This is a genomic window from Rhizobium tumorigenes, from assembly GCF_003240565.2.
Classification (GTDB): Bacteria; Pseudomonadota; Alphaproteobacteria; order Rhizobiales; family Rhizobiaceae; genus Rhizobium; species Rhizobium tumorigenes.
This window is the reverse complement of sequence record NZ_CP117255.1, coordinates 3,510,566-3,523,359: the sequence shown is the minus strand read 5'-3', so window position 1 is coordinate 3,523,359 and position 12,794 is coordinate 3,510,566. Positions and strand designations below refer to the sequence as shown.

The following is a 12,794-nucleotide window of genomic DNA, read 5'->3' as shown; positions in this document are numbered from 1 at the left end:
AGATGACGGAATTGCGCGGTGCCCTGATCGGTTGCGGTTTCTTTGCGGTGAACCAGATGCATGCCTGGGGTGATGTGACCGGTGCCGGCATCGTTGCCATCTGCGACCGCGATCCGGAGCGGCTGAAAGTCGTCGGCGACCAGTTCGGTATCTCCCGGCGCTACAGCGACGCGGCTCAAATGTTTGCCGATGGCGGTTTCGATTTCGTCGATATCGCCACTACCGTGTCCAGCCACCGGGCGCTGGTCGAGCTGGCTGCTAGCCACAAAGTGCCGGCGATCTGCCAGAAGCCGTTTGCAAAGACGCTCAACGATGCCAAGGCGATGGTCGCGGCCTGTGCCAAGGCAGGCGTGCCGTTGATGGTGCATGAGAATTTTCGCTGGCAGACGCCGATTCAGGCGGTGCGCAGGGCGCTCGATTCAGGCGTCATCGGTGCGCCGTTCTGGGGCCGACTATCGTTCCGCTCGGGTTACGACGTCTTCTCCGGCCAGCCTTATCTGGCCGACGGCGAGCGCTTCATCATCGAGGATCTCGGCATCCACACACTGGACATCGCGCGTTTCCTGCTCGGCGACGTCAAGGCGATGACGGCGCGCACCAAACGCGTGAACCCTCGGATCAAGGGCGAGGACGTCGCCACGATGATGCTCGACCACGAGGGTGGCGTCACATCGATCGTCGACGTCAGCTATGCGACGAAGCAGTCCGTTGAGTCATTCCCGGAAACGCTGGTCGAGATCGACGGCAGCGCGGGTTCTCTCCGGCTTTCGCAGGGTTACCGGCTGGAAGTCACAGGCACAGAGGGCACAGAGGTCAGCGATGTCTCTCCGAACCAGCTTTCCTGGGCATCGCGGCCCTGGCACAATATCCAGGAAAGCGTGCGGGCCATCCAACAGCACTGGGTCGCGCAACTGGCAACAGGCGGCGAGACATCGACATCGGGAGCCGATAATCTGAAGACTTTCGCGCTCGTCGAGGCTGCATATGAAAGCGCCGCCAGCGGCAAGACCGTCGATGTCGGAGCGATGCTGAAATGAGCGGCGGCAGAGGGCAGGAAGATGCCTTTACCCTCTACGGCACCAACCGGAGCGAGGCCCTGCCCGTTCGCCTGACGGCCGGGCGGCTGACGGCGGATCTGGCCGGCGGCAACCTGCGCACTGTCAGCTATGACGGCGTCGAAGTGCTTAGGGGCGTCGCGTTCCTGGTGCGCGACCGCGACTGGGGGACCTACGATCCCAGTATCGAGAACCTCGTCATCGATCAGCAAACGGACGGTTTTGCAGTCAGCTACTTAGCCACATGCGTCGGTCCTGATGATACCGACCTCCGCATTCTCGTGACCATCTCAGCCGATGCCGGCGGACAGCTCCGATTTGATGCCGAGGCTGTCTCGAAGAGCGGCTTCGAGACCTCCCGCTGCGGCTTCTGCATCCTCCATCCCATTGTTGGCCTTGCCGGTAGGCCGGTGACTGTCACCCATGTGGACGGCAGCGTGGAGACATCGACCTTTCCCGACCTCATCGAGCCCTGGCAACCATTCATGGCCATGCGCGCGATCACCCATGAGGTTATCCCATATGTGACCGCCGAATGCCGGATGGAAGGCGATACGTTCGAGATGGAAGACCAGCGCAACTGGTCCGACGCCTCCTACAAGACCTATGTGCGGCCGCTTGCGCTGCCATGGCCGTACCGGATCGAGGCCGGCGAGCCGGTGCATCAGCGCGTCGTGCTGACGGTCACGGATCTCAAAAAAGCGGCTCAAGGAACAGGTTTAGCACCTGCTGCCGTCATCCGACTGGTTTGCGGCCCTGCGTCCGGGAAAATGCCTGCCATCGGACTCGTCATAACGCCCGAGGAAGCGGCTGCCACACTTGAGGCGGGCATGCAGTTCAATGCCATCGGCGCACAGGACCTGCTGTTCCACTTCGATCCGTTGGTAGGTCACGGCAGAAGCGCGCTTGCAGACTTTGCCGACATGACCAACCTGCACCACGGCTGGACCACGATGGAGATCGCGGTTCCATGCCGTGCGGCCGTGTCAGACGAGTTGTCAGAGATTGCGGGATGGATGCGCGATGCCGGCTTTTCGCCGGACGCCGTCGTCGTCTCGCCCTCCATCGACCGGCAGTCGACGCCTCCGGGAAGCCCGTGGCCGGATTGCCCGCCACTGGAGACAGTTTACAGCGCTGCCCGCGCCGCGTTTCCGGGAGCCCGTCTTGGCGGAGGCATGCTCAGCTATTTCACAGAGCTCAACCGCAAGCGGGTACCGGCCGAACAACTCGACTTCATTACGCATTGCACCAATCCGATCGTTCATGCCGCAGACGATCTCAGCGTCATGCAGACGCTCGAAGCGCTGCCCTTCATCACCCGGTCGGTTCGGGCGATCTATGAGGATAAACCATACCGTATCGGCCCCTCGACCATTCCCATGCGCCAGAACCCCTATGGGAGCCGGACGATGGATAATCCATCTGGCGCACGGATGGCGATGGCCAACAGCGACCCGCGCCACAATGCCGATTTCGCTGCGGCTTTTGCGCTTGGGTATGCGGCGCGTGTGGTGGAGGCCGGGCTCGAGTGCCTGACCCTTTCGGCGCTGACAGGTCCAGTCGGGCTGATCGCCGGCCGGGGCGAACCCGTTCCCGAAGGCGGCTTGCGACCGCTGCACAGGGTCGTACAGGGTCTGGCGGCGCTCTTTGGCAGCCGTTGGATCCAATGCATTTCAAGCGCACCGGACAAGGTTCTGGGGCTTGCCGTCAGTACCCCACATGGCAAGAGGCTGTTGTGGATCGCAAACCTTACGCCGTACGTCCAGACCGTCGAAGCAGGTCCCGACATTGTGGAGTTGCCACCCTTTGGTATCCGCAAGGTAGGGTGGATGGGCTAGCAAAGATGGAACGAGGGTGGAACTGCATGCGGCGCTGAATGGCAGGCGCTCACGGCGTACAGAAGCCTCTCGCGCTTCGTCCGTGCGTGACAAAGCCTTGTCGAGTGTCCTGCCGTCGACATCGGGTAGAAAACAGCAGCGCTGATGGCACGGCAGGCCCTTCACCTCGCGTGGCGATTCGGCTAAGACCTTTGCGATCAGCACCATAGCCTTTCGAGGAATTTGCCATGACACTGTCCAACCTGCCGCCGCTTGTCACTGTGTTCGGAGGGTCCGGTTTCGTCGGGCGGCATGTCGTGCGGGTGTTGGCGAAACGCGGTTATCGGATCCGCGTCGCGGTCAGGCGGCCGGATCTTGCAGGCTTCCTGCTGACTGCCGGCAATGTCGGACAGATTTCTGCCGTACAGGCCAACCTGCGCTATCGCGACTCTGTCGACCGCGCCGTCGAAGGCGCGCAGTTCGTCGTCAACTGCGTAGGCATCCTGTCGGAGAGCGGTCGCAACACGTTCGACGCCGTGCAGGAGTTTGGCGGCCGGGCGATTGGCGAGGCCACCCGCGCAGTCGGTGCCAAGCTCACCCATATCTCGGCGATTGGAGCCAACGGTGGCTCAGCCTCTTCCTATGGCCGCACCAAGGGCAAGGCGGAAGCAGCAGTGCTGTCGATCGTGCCGGAATCAATCATTCTTCGGCCGTCTATTGTTTTCGGACCGGAGGACGGCTTCTTCAACAAGTTTGCCGATATGTCACGCCTGGCGCCTGCTCTGCCCCTTATTGGCGGCGGCAAGACGAAGTTTCAGCCGGTCTATGTCGAGGATGTTGCCGAGGCCGTCGGCCGCGCGGTCGATGGCAAGCTGACACCGGGTACGATCTACGAACTGGGCGGCCCCGAAGTGCTGAGCTTCCGCGAATGTCTCGAGACCATCCTCAAAGTCGTCAACCGCAAGCGGCCGCTGGTGTCTATCCCGTTCGGTGTCGCCTCGATGATCGGCAGCGTCGCCTCGATGATACCGTTGATCACGCCACCGATTACCCCGGACCAGGTGACGCTGCTGAAGGTCGACAATATCGTGTCGCCGGAGGCAGAGGCTGAAGGCCGGACATTGGCCGCGATGGGCATCCGCCCGACCATGCTGACCTCGGTGCTTCCCTCCTATCTGGTGCGCTTTCGTCCTCACGGGCAATTCTCCGGAACCGGCAAAGCCGCCTGAGGTCCTTAAAATAAATTTTAAATGTACTCGACGCCGTTTGCGATTTCGCAGACGGCGTTTTTAGTTTGTGGCCGGAAAACGGCCTCTTTCGGGCTTTTCGAGCGGTTGTCCACCGCGCAGCGTTGCCCAAAAGACGCAGCGCCGGAATAGTCGAATTAACGGGAAATTCAGCAGGAACCTTTATTGCTAATTTCCATTCCACTGATTAACAAAACCGCGCGACGGACGACGTCCCAAGGGTCTCAACGCGCGCTATTCATTGCGGAAAGGTATTTTTAGATGGGCAAGTCAATCGCACTTCTCTTCGTCTGTGCGGCTCTGGTTATCGTTGCCGGTTCATTCATGGCACCGAACAGTGTTGCCGCACTCAAGGGCGAGTGCTCGCCGGCTTATGGCGTCGATCCATGCAGCACCGGCTCCATCGATTCCGCATCGATCGCCCACTGACAACGAAAAGAAGCCGGCGCATGACCACCGGCTTCCTGAATGCAACCCTTGAAATAGCTAAATCAAAGCAATCGCCTTGTCGCATCCGCGCCATCGGGCGCGAATGCTGGAAGCCATTGATCAGCGGACGATGCCACCTGCTACCAGACCGAGCAGGATCGCGCCGAGAATGATGCGATACACGGCAAACACCGTGAACCGGTTGCTCTGGATGTAAGAGAGCAGCCACTTGACGGCGACGAAGGCGACGACCGTCGAGACGATGAAGGCAATCGCCAGAGCGCCCCAATCCTCGCCTGCCGCTCCGCCGTCCTTGAATGTCTTCAGCAACTCATAGCCACTGGCCGCATACATCGTCGGAATACCGACCAGGAACGCAAATTCGGTCGCGGCGGCACGATTGCCGGTACCGGCCAGCATGGCAACGAAGATCGTTGCACCCGAGCGCGACGTGCCGGGAAAGATGCCGGCGACGATCTGGGCGATGCCGACGAGGATCGCCACGTACCAGGTGATGCTCTTGTATTGTGGCCGACGGGCTGCAGCCCACTCGGCAAAGATCATCCAGATGCCGCCGACGATCAGTGCCCAGGCGATTGGCGTCACTGTTTCAGGCAATTCGAAGCCCAACTTCTTGACGATCAGCCCTAGCACCGCAGTGATCAGGAAGGCGACGATCAGCTTGGCGGCATAGGAGCGGTTGCGTGGATCCCGCCAGCCGAGCACCAGATCCATCAACCGGCGCCAGTAGATGAAAGTCACGGCGAGAATGGCACCAGCCTGGATGACGATATTGAAAAGTTCCGACCGGGCGCCGAGCCATTGCTCGGCGATGATCAGGTGGCCGGTGCTCGAGATCGGCAGAAACTCGGTGATACCCTCTATAATGCCAAGAAGCGCAGCATTGATGTAGTCCATGAATAGTCTCCAGTTGGGATTCGCTCGATTGGAGGGTGGGCGGGGGCAAAAACGGGGTCCGTTTTTATCGATATGATGCGCTGTCGATAGGGCCGCCTATCGGCCCTTGATAGTTTCTTCAGCCATCTTGTGTCCTATGTCAAAGGGCGGGTGGTCCGATTGGCTTGTGTTGCCGGGACCAAACTTCTATAGCTGCAACAAACAAGTCATGACTAGGGCAGCCACACGACAAGCCACGCCCAAGCCCTTCATCAATCCCACAGTTCAGAGTTTACATGCCGACTCTCTATCATCATTCCATGTCATCCGCGTCTCGCTTCGTGCGCCTGATCCTGTCGGAATACGGGTTCCATGCAGATCTGATCGAAGAACAGACCTGGGAAAAGCGTCATGATTTCCTGGCGCTCAACCCGGCCGGGACACTGCCGGTCTATGTCGACGACAGCATGCGGGCATTGTGCGGCGCTACCGTCATTTCGGAATATCTCGACGAGACGCATGGTGTGCTGAAACGCGACCGGCGCCTGCTTGCCGAAGACCCCTTCCAGCGCGCCGAAATCCGCCGGCTGACGGAATGGTTTCTTCTAAAAATGGAGCAAGACGTAACACGGCCTCTCGCGCGCGAACGGGTCTACAAGTTGCAGATGACGGCGGCCCAAGGCGGCGGCGCTCCCGATTCGAAAATGATGCGGACAGCCCGCGCCAATATTCGCCAGCACCTGAAATACGTGACCTGGCTTGCAGGTTCGCGCCAGTGGCTGGCTGGCGAGCGGATGAGCTACGCCGATCTCGCCGCCGCATCTTCGATCTCCGTACTCGACTACATGGGTGAGATCGCCTGGGCCGAGGTGCCGATCGTCAAGGACTGGTACCAGCGCCTGAAATCGCGGCCTTCCTTCCGGCCCCTGCTCACCGAGCGCGTCCGCGGCCTTTCGCCGGTCTCCCATTATACAGACCTGGACTTCTAACGGGGCGCGCCATGCCGGAGGCGACCGAAAATCCGTCGACAAGGCCCGACAAGGCGGCGGGCCGAAGCCTGAAGACATTCCTGCAGGAGGAAGCGCGACGACTGGGGTTCGATCTCTGTCGGATTACCGGTCCGGACTCCATTCAGCAGGCCGGCCCGCGGCTCGGCATATACCTCGACGAAGGTTTCCACGGAACGATGGACTGGATGGCGGAGACACGGGAGCGTCGGGCAAGTCCGGCTGCTCTCTGGTCGGACGTGCGCTCGGTCGTCGTATTCGGACTGAACTACGGGCCGGACGAAGATCCACGCGGCATCCTTGGCAAGCCGGACAAGGCTGCGATTTCGGTCTATGCCCGCAACCGCGATTATCACGACGTCATCAAGGGGCGGCTGAAGGAGATTGCCACCCGTTTCGCAGCGCGCTCGAAGGAAGACGTCAAAGTCTTCGTCGACACCGCGCCGGTTATGGAAAAGCCGCTGGCGGCAGCAGCCGGGCTGGGCTGGCAGGGAAAACACACCAACCTCGTCAGTCGTACGCATGGCTCCTGGCTGTTTCTCGGCTCGATGTTCACCACGGCAGACCTTGGCAGCGACGAGCCGGAGAGCGACCACTGCGGTTCGTGCACCGCCTGTCTTACGGCCTGCCCCACCGATGCCTTTCCGGCTCCCTATCAGCTCGACGCCCGCCGCTGCATTTCCTACCTGACAATCGAGCACAAAGGGCCGATCGACAGACAACTGCGGCCGCTGATCGGCAACCACATCTATGGCTGCGACGACTGCCTCGCCGCCTGCCCCTGGAACAAGTTTGCAGCAAGCGCCTCCGAGATGAAGCTGGTGGCACGGGAAGATCTGCGGGAGCCGTCGATCGCCTTCCTGCTTGGCCTTGACGACGCAACCTTCCGCAGCTTTTTCAGCGGCTCGCCCATCAAGCGCATCGGCCGCGACAGGTTTACGCGTAACGTTCTGATCGCTGCCGGCAATTCGCACGACGGGACATTGATCGAGCCATGCCGGCGGCTTGCCGACGACAGCGCGCCCATCGTGCGCGGCATGGCGGCCTGGGCCCTGGGCCGACTGATGACGGCTGGCGAGTTTGCGCGATTTGCGGCAGAAAGGCCGGACGATCTCGACGAAGAGGTGCGCGAGGAGTGGCGCGCTGCAAGGATGATGTCATGCACACAATGATTTTCGGCTGCGGCTATTCCGGCACAGCCATCGCCAAAAGTTTTTCGGGCCCGCAAAACACCGTCGTCGGTACGACACGCACAGAGGAAAAGCGCTTGGGCCTTGAACGGCAAGGCATTTCGGGCCTGTTGTTCGACGGCGAAATGCTGGACCCGCGCCTTCTCGACGAAATGAGGAAGACGACACACCTCGTGCAGTCGATTGCGCCCGGGCAGGCGGGGGATCCACTGATTCGGCTGGCGGGCGAGCGCATCGCGACGCTGATGCCCGACCTGCAATGGATCGGCTACCTTTCGACCGTCGGCGTCTATGGTGACCACAAGGGTGCATGGATCGACGAGGATACGTCGATAAGGCCGGTGTCCGACCGATCCGTCGAGCGGGTGGCTGCCGAGGACGGATGGATGTCCATCGGCGACAAACTCGGGGTGCCGACAGCCGTGCTGCGGCTCTCCGGTATCTATGGTCCAGGCCGCAACGCCTTTTGCAATCTCGAAAAGGGCACGGCGCGCAGGCTCGTGAAACCGGGCCAGGTATTCAATCGCATCCGCGTTGAAGACATCGGCGCCGCCAGCCGTTTCCTCGCAGATCGCGGCATTGGCGGCATCTTCAATGTCACCGACGACGAACCCGCCCCACCGCAGGACATCGTGGCGGAAGCGGCAAAGCTCATGGGCATTGCCCCGCCGCCGGAAACACCGTTCGAGACGGCCGAACTATCCCCCATGGCGAGGTCCTTCTATGGCGAGAACAAGCGTGTATCGAATGGCCGGCTGAAGGCGCTGGACTTCCACTTCAGCCATCCCGAGTACCGCGCATCGCTTGCCGAACTCTGGTCATCTGGTCGTTGGCGCGGCTGAATCCGCGTTCGCCCATGGGCGAGCGAATGCTTTTTTTCGCGTCATGATTGACGAGACCCGCATTTTCTCCCAAGCGCAACGCACCCGACATCGCTGGAAAAGTCATGGATCGCATGCGATCCAAAGGGTTGAATTTTCCTACTTAGAAGCTTTTGTGGATGAAAAGTGCTGATAGCAACGGTTAACGGCCTCTAAATTTGCGCAACTAAGGCAACGAATATGACGCTCGCGCAAAAGAAATTTCAGAAATATCGTGATCTCCCTGCCCGCACCTGAGCCGGCAGAATAATCGTCTGATTTCTCCCTGATTTCATTCATTTTTTTCCACAAACCAAACAATTTGATTCAGATCTTCCTTTGTCGGCTTCACAACGAATGTTACGCAATGTAATACTCCGTGATCGACGGCGGCACTTTTTCGCCATTTTTCGCCGGATTTAAGCCCCTCGTCGTTCAAGCACGGCGCTCAACAACGTCGAGGGTAAATCTGTTTTGAATATTATCTCCCGCATTATAGCGATCGCCGCAACTATATCAGCTTGCGTTGTTATCAATCCTATTACAGCATCAGCAGCAACGGGCTGTGGAGGCGCATCCTGGTATGCAGCACATTCCAAGACCGCTTCTGGCGAACGTATGAATGCTTCGACGCTGACCGCTGCCCATCGCTCGCTGGCCTTCGGAACGCGTATCCGCGTTACCAACAAGAACAACGGCAAGACGGTTGTCGTCCGCGTCAACGATCGCGGTCCGTTCATCCGGGGACGGGTCCTCGACCTCTCCCGCGCTGCCGCACAGGACATCGGCATGGTTGCTTCGGGCACCGCCAGCATCTGCTATTCGGTTGTCACCTGAGACGTATCTGCGCCAAAGCTTGCTCTCCGCGTCAATCGCGGCTACCTAGCCGCTTGAGACATCCCCTTGCTGGCAACCCGACGATGGTCGAGTACGTCACGGGGACCGAGACATCCGGGAGAAGAGTACATGCGTCTGGGCGGCCGGCTTCAAGGGGCCATTGAGATCCTTGCCGACATCGAGGCCCGCAAGCGACCTGTCGCCGACGCGCTGAAGGACTGGGGATTGGGTCACCGTTTCGCCGGATCGGGCGATCGGGCTGCAATCGGAAATATCGTCTACGACGCGCTTCGCATGCGTCTATCCCATGCCTACCTTATGGACGATGACGGCCCTGCCGCTCTTGCCCATGCCGTGCTGTTTCGCCAATGGAGTGTTACACACGAAAGCCTGGCAGCGGAAACAGAAGGCGACCGATTTGCGCCTGAACCGCTGAGCGATGCCTCGGTCGCCGCATTTACAAGCCGCTCGCTAGCCGATGCGGAAGGCTATATCCAGGGTGACATCCCAGAATGGACGCAGGCGTCGTTCGAAACGGCATTTGGTTCCGACTGGCTGGCCGAGGCAAAATCGCTGGCCGAGCGTCCCACGCTCGATCTTCGCGCCAATGCACTAAAGTCTTCCCGGGAAAAGGCTACCAAGGCGCTTGAACGGGTGGGCGCCCACCCCGCCAAAATCGCTCGATACGGTATCCGCATTGCCGCAGGCGAAGGTGCTTCCCGTCTTCCCAACGTTACGGCCGAGCTTTCGTTCCAGAAGGGTTGGTTCGAAGTCCAGGACGAAGGCTCGCAAATCGTGGCCGATCTGGTCATGCCGGCGGAAGGCGACCAGGTTCTCGACTATTGCGCCGGTGGCGGCGGCAAGACGCTGGCCATGGCTGCGGCGATGAACAACAAGGGCCAGGTGCATGCCTACGACTCCGATCGGAAGCGACTGGCGCCCATCATCGAGCGTCTCAAGCGCGCAGGCACCCGCAACGTTCAGGTGCATGACGACAAGACCAGTCTTGCGGGGCTCGTCGGTCGCTTCGACAAGGTTTTGGTCGATGCTCCCTGCACCGGGACCGGGACCTGGCGACGTCGCCCCGATACCAAATGGCGGTTGACTCAGAAGAACCTCGACGAGCGCATCGGGCAGCAGCACGACGCCCTGTTGCAGGCATCCGAATATGTCCGGCCGGGCGGCATCCTTATTTACGTGACCTGCTCGGTTCTTCCGGAAGAAAACGAGGCACAGGTGCTGCGTTTTACCACCGACAATCCGCAATTCGAAATCATCGAGTCCCTGAGCTCGTGGGCAGCGCTGTTCGGTGCGGACGCACAACAGCCGCGCTCGTCGGATGGCAAGACGATCACTCTGACGCCGGCATCCACCGATACAGACGGCTTTTTCTTCTGCCGGATGCGTCGCAATCCGTAATTTAATCCACCCTTAGCGGATATTGATGTTTCGGCGGGATGGCATGATGCAGAACGGCAATGGCGATCAATGCCAGCGCGCCGACCACGACGACAGTGAATAACAGACCCGCCGACAGGTGGGAGGCGAAGGCCACCAATGGCACCGCGCCGGCCGGCGGATGGGTGACGCGGAGCAATTGCATGGCTCCGATCGCTACGCCCACAGCGATGGCCGCCGTCCACCAGAGGCCGGGCGCAACGGCCATGGCGAGGGTGCCGATGGCGGCGGCAATGAGATAGCCGCCGAACACATTGGCAGGCTGTGCCAGCGGGCTCTTCGGCTGTCCGAATATCAGCACGGCCGTGGCGCCGAACGGTGCGATCAGCAGCGGAATTCCCGTCATGATCGCCAACGCCCCGACGGCAAGCATGCCGACGCAGGCGCCGATACCGGCCTTTAACTGCCCATGCCAGTGGCCCCTGGGCTCGTGGCGGTGAATGAAGTGTCTTAAATGCCGATGGATCATGGCGAACTTCTAAAGTTTCGGTTTGGGCAGCGTTTTGCGCCGCAACGCCGTGCTTTGCAAGCAAAGGCATTTCGCATTTCGGACATCCTAAGGACAGGCAGTGCTTAAATTCATTCCAAACTAGAGCGTTTGACACCACTTTATTTTTCGGCCATGAAACCATCGCCCCAGTTTCCGATGGCGCAGACAGTCGCTGTAGAGGATTACGATATTGAAAATCAGATTTTACGCCGCCCTGGCGCTCGCCGCCACCTCCATGACCGCCTACGCACTTCCAGCCCGCGCTGCGGTGGATGAGGCTGCCATCGTCAAGCATTATGCAGACGTTGCCCATGCGAAGTACGAGGATTCGCTGACGCTGGCAAAGACGCTCGACAAGGCCATCGATGCCCTGATCGCGACGCCGAGCAAGAAGACGCTCGACGCTGCCCGCGCTGCCTGGATCAAGGCCCGCGTTCCCTATTCGCAGTCGGAAGTCTACCGCTTCGGCAACAAGATCGTCGATGACTGGGAAGGCGATGTAAACTCCTGGCCGCTGGACGAAGGCCTGATCGACTATGTCGACAAGTCCTACGGCACGGAAAGCGACGAAAATGCCCTTTATGTCGCCAACGTCATCGCCAACAAGACGATCAAGATCGATGGCAAGGACGTCGACGCGTCGCATCTGACGCCTGAGTTCATCACCTCGCTGAACAGCGCAGGCAAGGTCGACGCGAATGTCGGCACCGGCTACCACGCCATCGAATTTCTGCTGTGGGGCCAGGACCTGCACGGCACCGGCCCGGGCGCTGGTGAGCGTCCGGCCACGGACTACGACGTGAAGAACTGCACCGGCGGCAATTGCGATCGCCGTGCCGAGTACCTGAAGTCGGCATCGACCAAGCTGGTGGCCGACCTGCAGACCATGACCGACGACTGGGCGCCTGATGGTGCTGCCGCCAAGGAAGACGAGAAGGACCCGAAGGCCGGTATCGTTGCCATCCTGACCGGCATGGGCTCGCTCTCCTATGGCGAGCTGGCCGGCGAACGCATGAAGCTCGGCCTGCTGCTGCACGACCCGGAGCAGGAGCATGATTGCTTCTCCGACAATACCTACAACACCTACAACAACGACATTGTCGGCATTCAATCGGCCTACACCGGCAACTACACGCGCATCGACGGTACCAAGATGAAAGGCCCCTCGCTGCACGAACTGGTGGCCGAGAAGGACAAGGCCGTCGACAAGGAAATGATGGCCAAGTTCGCCCTCACCCAGAAGGCGTCCGATGTGATGGTCAAGCGCGGCGAGACCGTCGAGAAGTACGACCAGATGATCGGCGAAGGCAACGCCAAGGGCAACGCCGTTGTGCAGAGCGTCATCGACGGATTGCTGGACCAGACCAAGAGCATCCAGCGGGTTATCGCTGCGCTCGACGTCGGGACGGTCAAGCTCGAAGGTTCTGACAGCCTCGACAACCCCGGCTCCGTCTTCAAGAAGTGATGAAGGAGGGCGGCGGCACAATACCGCCGCCCTTTCGTCCAA

At 60.4% G+C, this 12,794-nt stretch carries 12 protein-coding genes; 10 read left to right on the top strand and 2 right to left on the bottom strand.

Features of this window, described 5'->3' with window-relative positions:
• The first annotated feature begins 2 nt into the window (after nucleotides 1–2).
• From PR017_RS17135 to PR017_RS17120, 4 genes are all read left to right on the top strand, one after another.
• On the top strand, nucleotides 3–1,037 hold the full coding sequence (locus PR017_RS17135; protein WP_111216176.1) for a Gfo/Idh/MocA family protein: 1,035 nt from the start codon (nucleotides 3–5) through the stop codon (nucleotides 1,035–1,037).
• On the top strand, nucleotides 1,034–2,893 hold the full coding sequence (gene apnL / locus PR017_RS17130) for a D-apionate lactonase (protein WP_111216175.1): 1,860 nt from the start codon (nucleotides 1,034–1,036) through the stop codon (nucleotides 2,891–2,893). Before PR017_RS17135 ends, apnL begins: the two co-directional genes overlap by 4 nt.
• A 227-nt stretch (nucleotides 2,894–3,120) precedes the next feature.
• Entirely contained in the window at nucleotides 3,121–4,101 is a 981-nt protein-coding gene (locus PR017_RS17125; RefSeq protein WP_111216173.1) for a complex I NDUFA9 subunit family protein, read from the top strand.
• 279 nt (nucleotides 4,102–4,380) lie between these two features.
• A complete protein-coding gene (locus tag PR017_RS17120) occupies nucleotides 4,381–4,548 on the top strand; it encodes a hypothetical protein (RefSeq protein WP_162854759.1) in 168 nt (55 codons plus the stop codon).
• Nucleotides 4,549–4,668: 120 nt separating this feature from the next.
• Here the strand turns inward: PR017_RS17120 and PR017_RS17115 are convergent, their stop codons facing one another.
• Nucleotides 4,669–5,466, bottom strand: a complete 798-nt coding sequence (locus tag PR017_RS17115; protein ID WP_111216172.1) for an undecaprenyl-diphosphate phosphatase — start codon at nucleotides 5,464–5,466, stop codon at nucleotides 4,669–4,671.
• 275 nt (nucleotides 5,467–5,741) lie between these two features.
• On the opposite strand from PR017_RS17115, the gene PR017_RS17110 reads away from it, so the two are divergent.
• The 5 genes from PR017_RS17110 (at nucleotide 5,742) to PR017_RS17090 (ending at nucleotide 10,758) form a co-directional block, all read left to right on the top strand.
• Nucleotides 5,742–6,434, top strand: coding sequence for a glutathione S-transferase family protein (locus PR017_RS17110; protein WP_111216170.1), 693 nt, complete (start codon nucleotides 5,742–5,744; stop codon nucleotides 6,432–6,434).
• Between the two features lie 11 nt (nucleotides 6,435–6,445).
• Complete coding sequence (queG, locus tag PR017_RS17105; RefSeq protein ID WP_111216168.1) at nucleotides 6,446–7,624, top strand: tRNA epoxyqueuosine(34) reductase QueG; 1,179 nt, start codon at nucleotides 6,446–6,448, stop codon at nucleotides 7,622–7,624.
• Nucleotides 7,612–8,484 carry an SDR family oxidoreductase gene (locus PR017_RS17100; RefSeq protein WP_111216167.1) on the top strand — a complete coding sequence of 291 codons (873 nt, stop codon included), beginning with the start codon at nucleotides 7,612–7,614 and terminating at the stop codon, nucleotides 8,482–8,484. Before queG ends, PR017_RS17100 begins: the two co-directional genes overlap by 13 nt.
• A gap of 492 nt (nucleotides 8,485–8,976) precedes the next feature.
• Nucleotides 8,977–9,339: a septal ring lytic transglycosylase RlpA family protein gene (locus PR017_RS17095; protein WP_111216165.1), complete on the top strand. Its 363-nt coding sequence runs from the start codon at nucleotides 8,977–8,979 to the stop codon at nucleotides 9,337–9,339.
• A 129-nt stretch (nucleotides 9,340–9,468) separates the two neighbouring features.
• Nucleotides 9,469–10,758: an RsmB/NOP family class I SAM-dependent RNA methyltransferase gene (locus tag PR017_RS17090; RefSeq protein ID WP_111216163.1), complete on the top strand. Its 1,290-nt coding sequence runs from the start codon at nucleotides 9,469–9,471 to the stop codon at nucleotides 10,756–10,758.
• Nucleotide 10,759: 1 nt separating this feature from the next.
• Here the strand turns inward: PR017_RS17090 and PR017_RS17085 are convergent, their stop codons facing one another.
• Complete coding sequence (locus PR017_RS17085) at nucleotides 10,760–11,263, bottom strand: HPP family protein (RefSeq protein WP_206423108.1); 504 nt, start codon at nucleotides 11,261–11,263, stop codon at nucleotides 10,760–10,762.
• A 259-nt stretch (nucleotides 11,264–11,522) separates the two neighbouring features.
• Between PR017_RS17085 and PR017_RS17080 the strand changes: the two genes are divergently transcribed.
• Nucleotides 11,523–12,752 carry an imelysin family protein gene (locus PR017_RS17080; RefSeq protein WP_111216916.1) on the top strand — a complete coding sequence of 410 codons (1,230 nt, stop codon included), beginning with the start codon at nucleotides 11,523–11,525 and terminating at the stop codon, nucleotides 12,750–12,752.
• Nucleotides 12,753–12,794 lie beyond the last annotated feature (42 nt).